Annotated in this window: 19 protein-coding genes; 8 read left to right on the top strand and 11 right to left on the bottom strand. The window is 39.3% G+C overall.

Translation table 11 applies throughout. From position 1 onward, the window contains the following. Window positions 1-7: 7 nt before the first annotated feature. The 5 genes from ACRPLY_RS12125 to ACRPLY_RS12105 form a co-directional block, all read right to left on the bottom strand. The gene (locus tag ACRPLY_RS12125; protein ID WP_014459306.1) at window positions 8-859 is read right to left on the bottom strand and encodes a M56 family metallopeptidase; all 852 of its coding nucleotides are present in this window, start codon (window positions 857-859) and stop codon (window positions 8-10) included. A 3-nt stretch (window positions 860-862) separates the two neighbouring features. Next, window positions 863-1,276: a BlaI/MecI/CopY family transcriptional regulator gene (locus ACRPLY_RS12120; protein WP_028414449.1), complete on the bottom strand. Its 414-nt coding sequence runs from the start codon at window positions 1,274-1,276 to the stop codon at window positions 863-865. 84 nt (window positions 1,277-1,360) lie between these two features. Next, window positions 1,361-1,498, bottom strand: coding sequence for a YvrJ family protein (locus ACRPLY_RS12115; RefSeq protein ID WP_028414450.1), 138 nt, complete (start codon window positions 1,496-1,498; stop codon window positions 1,361-1,363). 55 nt (window positions 1,499-1,553) lie between these two features. Then, a complete protein-coding gene (locus tag ACRPLY_RS12110) occupies window positions 1,554-1,766 on the bottom strand; it encodes a DUF2922 domain-containing protein (RefSeq protein ID WP_013057867.1) in 213 nt (70 codons plus the stop codon). A gap of 15 nt (window positions 1,767-1,781) precedes the next feature. After that, window positions 1,782-2,000 carry a DUF1659 domain-containing protein gene (locus ACRPLY_RS12105; protein WP_013057868.1) on the bottom strand — a complete coding sequence of 73 codons (219 nt, stop codon included), beginning with the start codon at window positions 1,998-2,000 and terminating at the stop codon, window positions 1,782-1,784. A 118-nt stretch (window positions 2,001-2,118) separates the two neighbouring features. On the opposite strand from ACRPLY_RS12105, the gene ACRPLY_RS12100 reads away from it, so the two are divergent. Further along, complete coding sequence (locus ACRPLY_RS12100; protein WP_274862577.1) at window positions 2,119-2,562, top strand: hypothetical protein; 444 nt, start codon at window positions 2,119-2,121, stop codon at window positions 2,560-2,562. Window positions 2,563-2,599: 37 nt separating this feature from the next. Here the strand turns inward: ACRPLY_RS12100 and ACRPLY_RS12095 are convergent, their stop codons facing one another. Both ACRPLY_RS12095 and ACRPLY_RS12090 read right to left on the bottom strand, forming a co-directional pair. Then, window positions 2,600-2,746 carry a hypothetical protein gene (locus ACRPLY_RS12095; RefSeq protein ID WP_165351766.1) on the bottom strand — a complete coding sequence of 49 codons (147 nt, stop codon included), beginning with the start codon at window positions 2,744-2,746 and terminating at the stop codon, window positions 2,600-2,602. 157 nt (window positions 2,747-2,903) lie between these two features. Then, window positions 2,904-4,226 (bottom strand): AlbA family DNA-binding domain-containing protein, encoded by a 1,323-nt coding sequence (locus ACRPLY_RS12090; protein ID WP_028414452.1) that lies wholly within the window; start codon window positions 4,224-4,226, stop codon window positions 2,904-2,906. A gap of 149 nt (window positions 4,227-4,375) precedes the next feature. Between ACRPLY_RS12090 and ACRPLY_RS12085 the strand changes: the two genes are divergently transcribed. Further along, on the top strand, window positions 4,376-4,930 hold the full coding sequence (locus ACRPLY_RS12085; RefSeq protein WP_274862578.1) for an HAD-IIIA family hydrolase: 555 nt from the start codon (window positions 4,376-4,378) through the stop codon (window positions 4,928-4,930). Here the strand turns inward: ACRPLY_RS12085 and ACRPLY_RS12080 are convergent. Next, window positions 4,881-5,456, bottom strand: coding sequence for a poly-gamma-glutamate hydrolase family protein (locus ACRPLY_RS12080; RefSeq protein WP_028414454.1), 576 nt, complete (start codon window positions 5,454-5,456; stop codon window positions 4,881-4,883). The genes ACRPLY_RS12085 and ACRPLY_RS12080 overlap by 50 nt on opposite strands. A 237-nt stretch (window positions 5,457-5,693) precedes the next feature. On the opposite strand from ACRPLY_RS12080, the gene ACRPLY_RS12075 reads away from it, so the two are divergent. Both ACRPLY_RS12075 and ACRPLY_RS12070 read left to right on the top strand, forming a co-directional pair. Next, the gene (locus ACRPLY_RS12075) at window positions 5,694-6,227 is read left to right on the top strand and encodes a TetR/AcrR family transcriptional regulator (RefSeq protein ID WP_034328103.1); all 534 of its coding nucleotides are present in this window, start codon (window positions 5,694-5,696) and stop codon (window positions 6,225-6,227) included. Further along, window positions 6,224-6,550: a DMT family transporter gene (locus ACRPLY_RS12070; RefSeq protein ID WP_013057875.1), complete on the top strand. Its 327-nt coding sequence runs from the start codon at window positions 6,224-6,226 to the stop codon at window positions 6,548-6,550. The genes ACRPLY_RS12075 and ACRPLY_RS12070 overlap by 4 nt, the downstream gene beginning before the upstream one ends. A gap of 97 nt (window positions 6,551-6,647) precedes the next feature. On the opposite strand, the gene ACRPLY_RS12065 is transcribed toward ACRPLY_RS12070, so the two are convergent. Together ACRPLY_RS12065 and cspD are read right to left on the bottom strand one after the other, a co-directional pair. Further along, window positions 6,648-8,225, bottom strand: a complete 1,578-nt coding sequence (locus ACRPLY_RS12065; protein WP_014459298.1) for a peptide chain release factor 3 — start codon at window positions 8,223-8,225, stop codon at window positions 6,648-6,650. 242 nt (window positions 8,226-8,467) lie between these two features. Then, a complete protein-coding gene (gene cspD, locus ACRPLY_RS12060) occupies window positions 8,468-8,665 on the bottom strand; it encodes a cold-shock protein CspD (protein ID WP_013057877.1) in 198 nt (65 codons plus the stop codon). 327 nt (window positions 8,666-8,992) lie between these two features. On the opposite strand from cspD, the gene ACRPLY_RS12055 reads away from it, so the two are divergent. Beyond that, window positions 8,993-9,715 carry a DUF421 domain-containing protein gene (locus ACRPLY_RS12055; RefSeq protein ID WP_223546162.1) on the top strand — a complete coding sequence of 241 codons (723 nt, stop codon included), beginning with the start codon at window positions 8,993-8,995 and terminating at the stop codon, window positions 9,713-9,715. Between the two features lie 77 nt (window positions 9,716-9,792). Here ACRPLY_RS12055 and ACRPLY_RS12050 read toward each other — a convergent pair whose 3' ends face one another. Then, a complete protein-coding gene (locus ACRPLY_RS12050) occupies window positions 9,793-11,280 on the bottom strand; it encodes a hypothetical protein (RefSeq protein WP_325077171.1) in 1,488 nt (495 codons plus the stop codon). Window positions 11,281-11,815: 535 nt separating this feature from the next. Here ACRPLY_RS12050 and ACRPLY_RS12045 point away from each other — a divergent pair. The 3 genes from ACRPLY_RS12045 to ACRPLY_RS12035 all read left to right on the top strand — a co-directional run bounded on the left by ACRPLY_RS12045 (window position 11,816) and on the right by ACRPLY_RS12035 (window position 14,056). After that, on the top strand, window positions 11,816-12,430 hold the full coding sequence (locus ACRPLY_RS12045) for an NAD(P)-dependent oxidoreductase (RefSeq protein WP_098112345.1): 615 nt from the start codon (window positions 11,816-11,818) through the stop codon (window positions 12,428-12,430). Window positions 12,431-12,452: 22 nt separating this feature from the next. Further along, the gene (locus tag ACRPLY_RS12040; RefSeq protein ID WP_014459293.1) at window positions 12,453-12,701 is read left to right on the top strand and encodes a hypothetical protein; all 249 of its coding nucleotides are present in this window, start codon (window positions 12,453-12,455) and stop codon (window positions 12,699-12,701) included. Between the two features lie 275 nt (window positions 12,702-12,976). After that, complete coding sequence (locus tag ACRPLY_RS12035) at window positions 12,977-14,056, top strand: PrsW family intramembrane metalloprotease (protein WP_154973754.1); 1,080 nt, start codon at window positions 12,977-12,979, stop codon at window positions 14,054-14,056. The last annotated feature ends 181 nt before the right edge of the window (window positions 14,057-14,237 follow it).

Raw genomic sequence — 14,237 nt, 5'->3', positions numbered from 1 at the left:
TACAAACTTACAAAGCTGTTAGAGCTGTAAAAATCAGCGCACACAAAATAAAAAACACGTATAGCGACGTCAGCGTTAAAACAACAGGAGGCTGCATCGGCATTTTGGTTTCCGGATTTAAAATATATTGAATGCGATAATTAACCGACGTATCAGCAAATGATACGTGCGCACACGAAAGACTACCCTGTCCCGTTTTTACCATTTTTAAAAGCGCGCTGCCGATGTGAGCAGGCGTGCCATTTTTCACAATGGCATCTTGATCAGCCAGCACTTCACGCATGACCTTGAAGCGTTTATGGCTCCATTTAATAAACGGAATATACCATAGTGCAGAAGCAAGCGTGCTTAGTAAAAATGTTTTGAGCGGATCTTTGTTTGCAACGTGCGACTGCTCATGGTAAATAACGGCTTCTAGTTCATTTTCATCAAGCACAGACAGCAATCCTGTAGACAGGACGATATGCGGTGTAAACAACCCCATTGTTAATGCAATGGGCTGATCTGTTGTTAAAACTGTTAAACCTTTTCCATACGCTTTTTGCAGGTTAGTCGTTGTTGTTTCATCTCGCAGCTTCGTAATCATTTTACGGACTTTCCGCATTTGAATCACTTGCTTTACAGCTTTAATGAACAGCACGAACATCGTATGAAAAACAACCGCATTCAGCATGTATTCAATAAAAAACAAGCCGAAAAAGTGGGCTACTTTATTACAAAGTAAAATTAAGTTGAACGATAAATTCCATCCAAACAGCAAATGCAGCACATACATGCCCATCTGCATAAGCAACGTCACGGCAATAAAAAAGCACAGGTTAAAAATAAGCTTAGAACGCTTTAGTATTCCTTGATTCATTGATTATTCATCCTTTTTTAACTGTTTGACTTTTGATTCGAGCATGCTTAGCAGTGAATCATCCACTTCTTCTAGCGCATCAAGCATATGAGTAACAGCAAGCGAGCCAAATTCATCGATTAATTCGTGCGTTAACTCTTTCGACTGAGCATCGATAAATTCCTCTTTAGAAAGAATTGGCTGATACATTGATGTACGTCCTTTTAGACGCTTTTGCAACACGCCTTTTTCCACCAATCGATTCATAACGGTCATAACGGTGTTGAAGTTAACTGTTTTTTCTTTCTCAAGCACGTGCTGCACGTCTTTAATGGACATTTCACTTCCGTTCCATAAAGCCGTCATAATTTTTGCTTCAAGCGGGCCAAAAAAGCGATTAAGGCCGGTTTCGTTAAATTTGAATTTTTCAATTTTCATATTCGACACCTCACACTACTAATTGTAGTGTGAGGTGTCAAATCCGTCAACTTTTCCATGACAACCGCCTTACAATTGTCATAATCACTTTTTTACTTCATCAGTTAAATGCTGAATGGACAGCACAACTGTATCGAGCTTGGCTTCGATTCGGTGAAGTAAATAAAGCGTCACCACAATAGGAAACCCAACGTCTGAAACAAGCGTAAACCACTCTGCCATCTTCCTCTCTCCTTTTAAAAAAGCCCTTCGCACCGAAGTGGAAGGACTTTCATTTTTAAATCGTAAATTCGGTTACATTTCGCTCGACAATTTGGGCGCCTTTTCTGGCAACGAGCGCTCCGCCGCTTGAAGTAAAGACATCGCTTGCGATCAGCGCGTTCATTGCTGCTGTGATGGCTGCTGCGTCTAACGTATCTTTTGGTGATTCAATCGATAGGCTTACTGCTTTTTGTGACTCATTCAAAAACTGCATCGTTAAAGTTTTCATACTCTACCTCTTTTCTTATTTTAAAAGTGAAAACGTGACAACTTCGTTGATTTCAACAAGCGGCAGCGACTGCAGGCTGGCGATGGTTTCGCTTGCTGTAATGAGCGCATCTGCAGAACTTCCGGGCTGAATGTTCATATAGGATTTTGTCTTTAAATCGGGTTTTCCATCCTCTTTTATTCCTTGTTCTAATACTAAGCGAAGCTGGCTTGAATGCTGAATTTTTTCTGCCATCTTTTATTCCCCCTTTCACTTTATATATAGAAATGGAAATAGGAAAGAGGGATGATGGAAACATAAAAATTTTTGGTTTATAATGGGAGATAGTCTGAGTTAGAAAGAGGCTTTGGTAATGAGAAAGTGGAGCTTTTTATTTTTTGTTCTAGCATTCATGCATCCAGCTTCAGCACTTGCTGATGACGGTGCAGATGAAAAAAAGCTTGGTCCGTTTTACTACACGGTTTCTCATGATTATAGTCGAGAAAAATGGGATGTAGGGGTGTTAAATCAGCAAGACAAAACGAACATTCCTGAGACTGATTTGAACGATGAAACGCTAAAACTGTTTCAAAGCACGGTTGATGATTTAGCAGAGCTCGCGATTCGATTTGCTGCTATGAGCGTACTGCTTGTATGTTCACTCGTTGTTTTTACGTACTTTCGCATTCAAAAAAAACGCCCTTTTCTCCGCTTGTTTTTTATTTTTTCAAGCGTTGGCTTTCTATTTTGCCTCTATACATCATTGGAGTTATTTAAAAAAACTGAACAAGCAAAATCTTTATTTTACTTACTATGACTTGAAACCAAAAAAACCAGCCGATTGGCTGGTTTTTTCATGCATTTCTTACGGTTATGTAGTTCTGTTCATACGTCATTTCTTCCGTTTGCTTTTGCTGCTCCAAATGATAATAAGCAGCGCATACTCCTCCTAGACCAGCAAGTGCTAGGACAATTAGAAGTATGGATGTCGCTTTTTTCATTACTTTTTCTCCCCTTGTGTTTAACCCTACCTAGCAACGGCAGCTGTAAAAAAGAGTCCCCTTTCTCTTCTTTACTTGCTCATTACTTACGAAAGATATTATCATACTTTTTTTCATTTTTGTCATTTTTTTAGCTATTGTCAAAAAATTGTATATTTTATACTCGGTTTAACGAATGTTTAAGAAAGTCCATGGACTGGTTTTTTGAAAGGCCAAACGCCGTTACGATATAATCAACGTAGGCAAGAAGCTCGACGTTTCCCCCTAGTTTTGTTGTTTTAAATGATTGATTAAACCGATACTGCTTTTTATCTGAAAAGACGAGCCCTTCTTCTTCTAGAAATGTTTGAAACTGCTGATGCGGAAAGTAAAGCACATCATTTCGAACGTTCTCTAAATCAATTACAATAATCATGTCTTCGAGCTCAGTTTTTAGTTCCATCATACAATCGATGTATCCGCCGATGCAGCTGATTAAAGATGTAAGAAAAAAGGGGCCGTTTATATATTGAAACTGCTCAAAAATCGTCTCATCAATGTAGCTTGAAATGCTTGATTTCAGCACGTCATGAATTTGTTTTGGTTCTTCCATATACGGAATAGGAATGTGAAACTTAGCTGATCCGTTATAAAACTGCTCCCACGCAATTGTTTTATCATATGCATCAATTACATCTGTGCTTCGAAAAATGATGGATTCCGCTGAATAAGAAGCTTTGACAAACGGTGTATGCAGCATCACCGTACTCTCATCGTCCAAACGATAGTGTTTTGGTTCGCTAGACTTGCTTAAAATATATTGCTTTAACCGTTCTTCTTCCATTTGTTCGATTAAATGCAAATCATATAGTGGCAGCACGTACATATTACACATCCCGTAATGAATATAGCTTTTCCCGTGCATCGGCCACTTTCTGTTATAGATAGACAGTTCTTTTGTGCAAAATTCCTCTATTCGCTGCGTTTGATCCTCCGATTTTTGATAAAGACGATCTAAATGATAGCGATCATCGATTTCCGTAACCGGAGATGTGCCGCTTCCAATTCTTCTGTAAATTTTCCCGTAAGACATGTACGGAGGGTTCGGACCTTCGGGAATCCAAATAACAAAAACACCTTGCCCGGGGTGATCTTCAGGTGATAAAAAGCGCGTAACGATACGAGGAATGGGGTTGGTGACATCTTTCAGCATATTATTAATAAACAGCTCATATTCCTTGCGCTCGAGCAGGTTAATGGAATGGTCGTCTTCATCTACGCCAAAAATAAGCCACCCTCCTTTTTCATTGGCAAACGAAGCGATGATATTTGGGATTTTCCGTTTGACCGTTGAGCTTACTTCGCGCTTGAACTCAAGCTGATAGCCTTCTTCTAAATGTTTTTCCATCATGCGCTGCACATCTGAAAACTCAATTTCTCCAATTGTTTTTTTCTTTCCTTCTTCGCTTATAAATGGTGAATAAAACGATTCTTCGTTCACTTGTCTTCCCCCTCCTCACCACTTCTATTTAACTTATCCATATGATGAGAAGTAAAAAGACAGTCATATTTCTTTGATTTTTTTCAAAAAACAAAATTTTTACCAAATTCATCCTGTTTTATATTATGATAGAAAACGAGGTGAATAACATGATTGAAGCAATATTTTTAGACCGAGACGGAACGATTGGAGGCAGTAATGACATTCAATATCCAGGTGATTTTCAGCTGTTCCCCCAAGCAAAGCAAGCGATTAAAGACATAAAAAAACAAAACATTCCGCTGTTTTCCTTTACGAATCAGCCCGATGTTGCAAAAGGAAAGGTAAATAAATCACAGTTTATCTCTGAACTTTTAGCTTTTGGATTTGATGATGTTTACCTTTGTCCTCATGAAGATTCAGACGCCTGTTCGTGCCGCAAACCAAACCCCGGCATGCTGTTAAAAGCAGCGGAGGAGCACAGCTTAAATTTGGCTAACTGCATCGTGATTGGCGACCGGTGGAAAGACCTAGTAGCGGCCAGTGCAGCAGGCGCTCACTGCATTTTAGTGTTAACAGGAGCCGGGCATGACACGTTACATGAACGAGGAAAATGGGCTGATGTACAACCAACTCTTATTGCAGCCAATATACAGGAAGCTGTTGAATTTATCTTTACATCACTGAGTTCACAGCCGATACTATCGCATTCACATACTCGTTGAACAGTTGCTCATCCTGTAATAATTGTTCATACTGCGGAGTGGTGATTTCAAGCTGCAGTCCTTTATGCCGCTGATTGTCGTTGGCGATATTTCGAGGTGAAACGCCTTTTAAATGTACGGGCGTTTCACTGATCGGAAAACCTGAGAGTGCATGACGCACCGCTTTTTCTAACTTTTCGTCTCTTCCTCCAATATAAGTTGTGCAGACATCGCTATAGGCACCGTGAAGAGAAATGGTGACCTCTGATTTTTTCACAAGATGACGGGCCATTTCTTCATCGTAGTTTGCAGACGTAACGTGCAATTCAAACGGATTTTCTGTTTTCAGCGTTTTAAATACGTACACCGTTGCGTTCAGCTTTTCTGCTATTTTTTCCGCTACTTCTTCTGTCCCAATTTCCATCGTTCCTCCGTGAATCGCAAGCACGACAATTTCTCTCCGGCGAATGACACACTCTATTTCGTAATCAATTCCCGCTCGTTCACACTGAGATAATTCTTGAAAACTTTGATACACATCCCTCATCTGTTTCTTCACACCTTTCTTTTATCTTTCATATACCCAGGCTTTAATTTTCCTTTTTCTTCATATAGTAAAAGTAGTAAAGGGATTAACCCTTTGTTTACGCGTTCATTTTTGTTTTTATACTTTATATTTTAGTGTGCACAAAAATTTTTTTTGAAATTCGAAATAAAAGTATTGCCAAACAAACCGTCCAGACGGTAAAGTATTCTAGGGAAAATCAAAAAGGAGGAAATTCATGTGTCTACATATGATGATATATTGCTTGCGGCCACTCAGGTTGTACAGCGTGACGGCGTTGGAAATTTAACGCTCGAAAAAGTAGCAAAAGAAGCCGGTGTTAGTAAAGGCGGCTTGTTGTACCACTTCTCATCAAAAGATGAATTGATTCAGCAAATGCTGTACTCAGTCACAAAGCAATATGATGACGGGCTACACGTGCAAATTGAACATGATGATGCTCCTGGCAAATGGAGCCGGGCTTATCTCGCTGAGACGCTTCATGACCTTCAGCGTGAACAAGCGATGAGCGCAGGGTTGCTTGCAGGTATTGCAACGAATCCTGAACTTCTGCAGCACCTTCAAACACACTATGAAAAGTGGCAGCAGCATATTGAACAAGACGGCATTGACCCTGTCCTTGCTACCATCGTGCGCTTAGCAGCCGATGGATTATGGTTCAGCCAAATGTTTGGGCTCGCACCCGTGGATCCAGACATGCAAAAACAGATTCAACAACAACTTCGGAAATTAACAGAGGAGGGTTTTCGATGAAAGCCTATTTATTTTTAGCAATTGCAATTAGTTCAGAATTATTTGGTACATCTATGTTAAAAGCATCAAACGGATTTACAAAATTTTGGCCTAGTCTTGGTGTTTTATTAGGATTTGGTCTTGCTTTCTATGCGCTTTCCACATCACTTCAGCACATTCCACTCAGCGTTGCATACGCCATTTGGTCTGGTGTAGGAACTGCTGTGACAGCTGTAATTGGCGTAGTCATTTGGAAAGAAAGCGGCAGTCTTACGATGGTATTTGGCATCGTATTAATCATTGCAGGAGTCATTCTTTTAAATTTAAAATCAGTGGCTCATTAAAAAAAGAGCCAGTAAATACTGACTCTTAAGCAAAGGAGGAAAATCGACTGTCTACTTATGAAAGTAGTATGTATCGTTTTCCTTTTTTTATACTCTTTTATAGATTAAACGGATCTAGGAATTTAACAGATGGGTATTTGTCCTGGAACAAACGCCATACAAAGTCGTTTTCAAACATAAGAACGGAATGCTTATCACGGTCTTCTACTAGCATCACGCGAGAATCTAGCATGCGATCTTCGATTGTTGCTTTGTCTACCCATTTTGCAATGTTGTGAGACATGCGTGTGAATTCAAGATCGACATTGTATTCACCTTTCATGCGGTGTTCAAACACTTGGAACTGAAGTTCACCAACTGCTCCTAAAATATAATCTCCAAAGAACGGCGTACGATAGAGCTGTACGGCTCCTTCTTGTACAAGCTGATTAATCCCTTTTTCAAAGTGCTTGGATTTCATTGCGTTTTTCGCACGAACTTTTACAAACAGTTCAGGCGGGAACTTTGGAAGAGCATCAAATTCGAATACTTTTCCTTCTCCTACAATTGTGTCCCCGATTTGATACGTGCCTGAATCATATAAACCAATGATATCTCCAGGATACGCTGTGTCTACTGTTTCACGGCTTGACGCCAGGAACTGATGAGACTGCGCTAGCTTCATTTTACGGTTTGTTCTTGCTAACGTCACGTTCATTCCACGCTCGAATTTCCCTGAACATACGCGTACGAACGCAATGCGGTCGCGGTGAGCTGGGTTCATGTTCGCTTGAATTTTAAAGATGAAACCTGAGAAGTTTTCATCCGTAGGCTGAACGGTGCCATTCGTTGATTCACGAGGCTGCGGCGGTGATGTTAATTGTAAAAATGAATTAAAGAAAGACTGTACACCAAAGTTTGCAATCGCACTTCCGAAGAAAACAGGTGTTAATAGACCTTGCTTTACTTTTTCAATTGAAAAATCATTACCTGCTTCGTCTAATAGAGATAAATCATCCACTAAGCCTGGTAAATACATTTCATCGACGTGCTTTTTAATTTCATCGTCGATATTTTCACCGTCAAAGTCTGCAAAATATGACTCTTTGTTTCCTTGGTATACTTCAATTTGTTTTGAAAAACGGTCATACGTTCCTTGGAATCGTTTCCCCATGCCAATTGGCCACGTTACAGGGTATGATTCAATACCGAGTACATCTTCAATTTCTTCAAGCAGCTCAAGCGGCTCTTTTCCTTCACGGTCTAATTTATTGATAAATGTTAGGATGGGAATACCGCGCATACGACAAACTTTAAAAAGTTTAAGCGTTTGTGCTTCAATCCCTTTTGTTCCGTCAATAACCATGACCGCACTGTCTACAGCCGTTAAGGTACGATACGTATCCTCACTGAAGTCTTCGTGTCCTGGTGTATCCAAGATGTTAATAAAGTGATCTTTATACTCAAACTGCATAACACTTGATGTAACCGAAATTCCACGTTGTTTTTCGATTTCCATCCAGTCAGATGTAGCAAACTTGCCTGATTTTTTTCCTTTAACCGTTCCGGCTGAACGAATCATTCCACCCAGTAACAGCATTTTTTCTGTTAACGTTGTTTTCCCGGCATCCGGGTGAGAAATAATGGCGAATGTACGACGCGAATCGACCATTGTTTCTTGAAGTTGGTTGCTCATACGTTTTAAAATCCTTTCTGCTCTACAATTCCTATTTTCATCATTTCATTATACGCTTTTTTTATACTGTGTGACTAGTTTTTTTCATATTTGAATACTTCTGCAAAATCAAAGAAATCGTCAACAAGGTGTAAAAAGCGAACAAGAAAAGACCCCTTTTATAAAAGGGGCCTTCTCCCAGTTTAGTTTAACGAACGACCAGAGAAACGTTCTGCTGATCGGCTTAAACTTTATAAAAAAAATTACTTTTGAACGTTAGCAGCTTGTGGTCCACGGTTGCCTTCAACGATTTCAAATGTAACTTCTTGACCTTCTTCTAAAGTTTTGAAACCTTCGCCTTGGATAGCAGAGAAGTGTACGAATACATCGTCTTGTCCTTCTACTTCGATGAAACCGAAACCTTTTTCAGCGTTGAACCATTTTACTTTACCTTGTAACATATCTCTTTTCCTCCTTGTGTGACAATCCACACATTGTGTATTACTCTATTCCTGCTCTTACAATAAGTCAAGACGAACACTTCGAACTATCCTTACCGAACAAAAATAAGCACCTTTATTGTAACAAATCCTCCAAAAAATTTCAAAGGAATTTGCACATTCTTTTTGTTTGCTTCTATCCCTTACCTACAGCCTTTCTACCCCCTTTTAAGCAGCCGAATGTGAACGAATTATCCGCACTTCTTCTTGATGTTTCTTCTGGTATAACGATCCTTTAAATGGATAACGCTATAGAGATAGATACTCTTTCTATTTATGAGAAAGCAGGTGACATCACAAGCGATGGAAGACATTCTTTTGTCCCTTCTTAGAACCTTTGTTTCTTTTATTATCTTAAGCATTACAACTTTCCTGATTGGAAAACAAATTAACACGCATAATAATCATTTTACATTTGCAATGTCCATCATTATTGGATCGTTCATCGCAAATATGGGATTTGATTTAAAATTAAAATTTCTGCCGATGTTCGCTTCTTTTGCTTTTCTTGTGGCCATTCATTTTCTTTTAGCATCAACAGCTCTAAAAAGCAGGCGCTTACGAAAATGGATTACAGGCCGCCCGACGGTTATTATGGAAAAAGGAAAGCTTCTTGAAGCAAATATGAAAAAAGTCAAATATTCTATTGACGACTTGAATCAGCATTTACGAGAACTAGGAACGTTCAACATTGCTGAAGTAGAATTTGCTGTTTTAGAAGTAAGCGGAAAACTGTCAGTATTAAAAAAAGCGGCTTATCAAAACATTGCCAAACAGGACGTTTTGTCTAAGCCGTTTAAAGAAATGAATTTACCGGTAGAACTCATCATGGACGGAGAAATTATTCATAAAAATTTAACATCTCAATATACCGAACAATGGATCAACCTTGAGCTTTCAAATCGCCAGCTTCAGTTGAACCAAGTGCTGTATGCAGTTGTGTCAACAAACGGCATGCTCTATGTAGATGAGTATAAAGATCAGCTGTCCGCTCCTACAGACAGAGAATAAGGTTGAGACATAACTAAACGAGTTTGATTCTCCATAAAGAATCAAACTCGTTCGGATAAAATACGTTTGTCCCAGTTTTACTGTGCCATTTCTTCAACTGTTCCTTCTTTTAAGCCATAATAGTTCCGCTCAAATCGCTTTATTTCTTGATCATAGCGGCGTACTTTTGCATCGGCTAGCTGGCGGCTTTGTTTTGTTTCTTCAAGCAGCTCGACCTGCTGATTAATTTGAAAAATAGTCGTCGTCAACTCGTCTTGATAATCATAAATTTCATTTTGAATATCCACGCATACGGGCAAACGATTTGCTAAAATAAAGTCCGTCATTTGCATAAGCACTTTTTTACGCTCTACTTCTTTCACTTTGCTTTTGACAGCTCGTTCTGCAGAACGGAACGTCAGCCTTACTTTAGAGAAGAAGTCACCTTTAATCGAAAGCTTACGCTGCAGTTCTTCTACATCTTGTTTTAATGATTCATGCTCTTCAATCATTTTTTGAAGCACAAGCCCTCCGTTTAATGATGTGAGCTCCATTTCATCAAGCTGATGGCGAATAGCTGTTTTGAGCGTTTCAATTTGTTTCACCGTCTTTTTCTCCGTTGCGCGGAGCTGCTTAACATACTGCTCTGTTTTATAAATAAAGCTGTCCAACCGTTCACGGTCAAACAGTGACTGCTCTTTCTTTTTTACATAATCTTGATACGCTGTGTGTACAGATGACCATTTAATCAGCAGAGACTGATAATTCAACAGCTCATCCTGATGCTCAAGCTTGTACGTCCACATCAGCTGAACAACTACTAATAACAGCGGTAAAAAAGTTCCAGCTTCTTTGCGTTTTGCAATAATTTCATGACTTTCAAAGCTCGCCATTAAAAACAGCGGCGCATTCATACTAAATAGCAGTGCTGGCGGGTAATTAACGGGAATAAAAATACTCATTACGGTTGCCATAAGGCCTGAAATAGCAGGGTATGCGTGCGGAGGAAGCTGTTTGTATAGCTCGATTGTCCCTTTTTTTTGCAGCAGTTTCACAAGCGATTTCTGCTGATAGTCTCCTAATGCATCAATCATTCTTTCTTGATACATGGGGTTTAGCTGTTCAATCCAATTCATCAACTGCTGCTGAAACACAGCTTGCTGACGATTTGTAGCAATCATGTACTGCGAATCAATTAGATGAAAGAACAGTCGGATTTGATGGCGCATTACGTCTTCTAGCGTATGACAGCGTGCAATTGAAAACAGCTCATTGTATTTAGATACAAGCAAATTTCCAATGTTATCACTTAACTCGTACAGTTCGCCATTTGTCGTAGCATGAGAAACGGGAAGTTCAAAAAACTTCGCCATTTCAAGCAAAATATGCAGATGCATGTCTACTTCAGGCTGTTTTTCAAGCAATTTCATTTCTTCTACCAATGATGCTTGAAAATCCGTATGCTCCGTTTGCTGATACTGTGCTGACATTTCCGTATAAATGCGGTGGTCACATAACACATAAGCAGCTCTTAGGATATCGCCTTTAGACGTAAGCAACCCATACAATAACTGTTGTCCGTTCATCTTCACACCGTCCTTCATTAAATTTTCTTACTATAGCTTTCTATCATTTTATACTTTTTCTATAAATTCGATGCAATAGTTCAAATTTCCTGTTATCTTTCTTCTTGCTTTCTTAATACGAAGAGTGCCGTCCAACATGACATCAGTGCAGGCGGGATTATCCAAGTCATATATCGCCACTCACCCGTCACAAGCGCCATAATGAGAAAGATGAGCGGAAAACCTATTAGTACTATGATAACACGTGCTCGGCTTACCGTTTTTTTCATAGTGCATCGCCCCTTCTGTTCGTCCCTTATTCCTATAATACCCTTTCGCTTCTATAGCATTAAACACCTTTATAAACCGTTCGTACATTTCCTCGTTTTCTAGACAGTCTATGACATAAGTTTTAAAAAAGAACAGAGGATACCTCTTACTTTGATGAATCTCGTAAGCAGCTTTTATGTTTTGACAAGCTAAATCGAGAAAAATGTGTTATGGTAAAAGAAAATTTCGTTTTTACTACCTACATTGAAACGAAAGGGTTGATCGTATGAACATTTTTTTGATTGGCGCAAGTGGCAGGACCGGACAGGAATTAATAAAGCAAGCGATTAAAAACGGACATTATGTAAAAGCATTTGTGCGAAATCCATCTAAGCTTAAGATAACGCATGCGAACGTACACATCATACAAGGGGACGTGCTTGATTATTATGAAGTTTGTCAGGCCATGCGGGGGTGTGATGCAGTAATCTCTTGTCTTGGAACCGAAAATCTAGGGCATTCTACCCTTTTAGTAGAAACGACAAATCTGCTGGTTCAATGTATGAACGAAAACGGAATTCAGCGTATCGCCTACACGGCTTCAGCGGGAATCGACGGAGAAATTCCTGGGATGACGGGCTGGCTTGCTCAGCGTATTTTAAAAAATGTACTTCGCGATCATCACGAAGCCGTGAAGCTCTTGAAGGTAAGCGGACTCGACTGGACCGTTGCTCGGCCAATGGGTTTAACAAGCGGTCCATTAACCACGTATTATCGTATAGGAGAGGCTAGCATACCAGAAAACGGACGCAATATCAGCCGTTCTGACGTCGCTCATTTTCTCCTTCAAGCCGTAGAAAACAACAGGCACATAAAAAAATCACTAAGTCTTTCGTATTAAGTGTTCTAAAGGAGTGTTGATAGTGAACCTATCAAAAATTTTTCTAAAAATAAGTCTTGTACTTTTAATGGCATGCGTCTTTATTGAAGGTAATTTTCAGCTGGCGCTTGGCATCTTTGCTGCTGTTTGCATGCTTGTCATTATTTTTGCCAAGCCTCTTGCAAAATCGCTGCTTCCTGCTAATAAAAAAACAGGAAAAAAAGACCGCGAAACGTTAATGATGATTATTGGTGTGATCGTTTTTATTTCAGGAAGCTTTTTTATTGCGTAGTACTGTAAAGAAAACAGACTTAAATCCACATTTTCAATCATATAAAGGGCTGTGCTGTAAGTCGAATGTTCGACTTATGACACAGCCCTTTTTTAGTTTTAATAAGGTCTCTTTTTACAATAGCTTCTGTTCTTTTATATACATACCATTCCATTATTTAAGCAAATTACCTACCAAACCCTCTTATGCTTTTTTCATCAGCTCACATAATATATGTAGAAGATGTCAGAAGACAAGCGTCAAACGATTTATATCTAGAAAAAGGAGGAAGATAAATGAAATGCCCCCATTGTGCTTATTCTAATTCGGAAGGGGTAAAATTCTGCTTAAATTGCGGCCATGAAATCGTGGACCACAACGAAAACTACAGCATATTCTACTTGTTTGCCCATCGTGTTGATAAAATTCCGAGAAATGAACGTTCCGTTGAACCTAAGTTTCGAAATATATTTTCTCGAGTCTTCCGACAGCACAGTGAAATGGAAGCTGAACGGCTTTTTATTGTAGGAACAGGGCTTACGACTCCTAAAATAGAAGAAGTTGTAAATACATGGCCAAAACCTTGGCTTTTTGCAAGGGTCTTTCTTATTGCGCTTGTCGCATACTTAGGCCTATATTTAGGCGTAAGTTTGTTCGAAAACATCAACTTCATACCAGGTCTTATTGTAGTCGGTGCTTTTGCAGTTCCATTTACTACTCTCATTTTCTTTTGGGAAATGAACGCTCCCCAGAATATTGCTATTTACAAAATTGTTTATGTCGTTTTTATTGGCGGAATCCTTTCACTTTTATTAGCACTTGTGTTTTACGATATTCTTGGAAATAACACAAACGTGATTGTAATTGGAATATGTGAGGAACTCGCTAAAGTTATCGCTGTTATTTATTTTGTGCGCAATCTTAAATATAGATATATCCTTAACGGCCTTCTTTTAGGAGCTGCAATAGGAGCTGGTTTTGCTGCTTTTGAAACCGCTGGCTATGCTCTACGGGCACTTCTTTCCGGCAGCTTTCACATGCTTTATTCCACAATACTCTGGCGCAGTATTTTCGCTCCTGGGGGGCATGTGGCTTGGGCTGCCTTGACAGGAGCTGCCATATGCATCGTACAAGAAGATAAGAAATTTCAGTGGAACATGCTGGTAAAACTGAAATTTCTCGGTGTATTTTTGCTTGTCGTTTTTATGCACGCTCTTTGGGACTCACCTATACTAGGTGTTGTCCCAGCAGGACATACGATTTTGACGGTTGTCTTATGGATTTTAGTATTCAGTATGATCCGTATTGGTCTAAAAGAAATCGCGGATAAAAAGTTGGAGTTGACCTACTCTAAAGAAAATCCTACACCCTCTTAGGAGATGTTCAGCTTGCGTTAAGCTGCTCGTTTTAACTTTTTATTACCTTTATGTTTCATTTTGAAAATTGGTGTTACAAATTGTAAAAAACAGCATTCAAATTACCTGTACATGATATGATAACCTCAATAACATGAAAGGGTGACTTGGTGAATGAACCTCACTGAAATTAAGCATATGA

Source organism: Priestia sp. TGN 0903 (genome assembly GCF_050846855.1).
Taxonomy (GTDB): domain Bacteria; phylum Bacillota; class Bacilli; order Bacillales; family Bacillaceae_H; genus Priestia; species Priestia zanthoxyli.
This window is presented reverse-complemented; position numbering and strand designations above follow the sequence as displayed.

What these genes read in the sequence shown, in the direction of transcription:
- ACRPLY_RS12035 (WP_154973754.1), top strand. Translation starts at nt 12,977, where the DNA reads ATGAAATGCCCCCATTGTGCTTATTCTAATTCGGAAGGGGTAAAATTC.
- ACRPLY_RS12100 (WP_274862577.1), top strand. Translation starts at nt 2,119, where the DNA reads ATGAGAAAGTGGAGCTTTTTATTTTTTGTTCTAGCATTCATGCATCCA.
- ACRPLY_RS12065 (WP_014459298.1), bottom strand. Translation starts at nt 8,225, where the DNA reads ATGAGCAACCAACTTCAAGAAACAATGGTCGATTCGCGTCGTACATTC.
- ACRPLY_RS12120 (WP_028414449.1), bottom strand. Translation starts at nt 1,276, where the DNA reads ATGAAAATTGAAAAATTCAAATTTAACGAAACCGGCCTTAATCGCTTT.
- ACRPLY_RS12115 (WP_028414450.1), bottom strand. Translation starts at nt 1,498, where the DNA reads ATGGCAGAGTGGTTTACGCTTGTTTCAGACGTTGGGTTTCCTATTGTG.
- ACRPLY_RS12110 (WP_013057867.1), bottom strand. Translation starts at nt 1,766, where the DNA reads ATGAAAACTTTAACGATGCAGTTTTTGAATGAGTCACAAAAAGCAGTA.
- ACRPLY_RS12050 (WP_325077171.1), bottom strand. Translation starts at nt 11,280, where the DNA reads ATGAACGGACAACAGTTATTGTATGGGTTGCTTACGTCTAAAGGCGAT.
- ACRPLY_RS12125 (WP_014459306.1), bottom strand. Translation starts at nt 859, where the DNA reads ATGAATCAAGGAATACTAAAGCGTTCTAAGCTTATTTTTAACCTGTGC.
- ACRPLY_RS12045 (WP_098112345.1), top strand. Translation starts at nt 11,816, where the DNA reads ATGAACATTTTTTTGATTGGCGCAAGTGGCAGGACCGGACAGGAATTA.
- ACRPLY_RS12105 (WP_013057868.1), bottom strand. Translation starts at nt 2,000, where the DNA reads ATGGCAGAAAAAATTCAGCATTCAAGCCAGCTTCGCTTAGTATTAGAA.
- ACRPLY_RS12085 (WP_274862578.1), top strand. Translation starts at nt 4,376, where the DNA reads ATGATTGAAGCAATATTTTTAGACCGAGACGGAACGATTGGAGGCAGT.
- cspD (WP_013057877.1), bottom strand. Translation starts at nt 8,665, where the DNA reads ATGTTACAAGGTAAAGTAAAATGGTTCAACGCTGAAAAAGGTTTCGGT.
- ACRPLY_RS12095 (WP_165351766.1), bottom strand. Translation starts at nt 2,746, where the DNA reads ATGAAAAAAGCGACATCCATACTTCTAATTGTCCTAGCACTTGCTGGT.
- ACRPLY_RS12080 (WP_028414454.1), bottom strand. Translation starts at nt 5,456, where the DNA reads ATGAGGGATGTGTATCAAAGTTTTCAAGAATTATCTCAGTGTGAACGA.
- ACRPLY_RS12070 (WP_013057875.1), top strand. Translation starts at nt 6,224, where the DNA reads ATGAAAGCCTATTTATTTTTAGCAATTGCAATTAGTTCAGAATTATTT.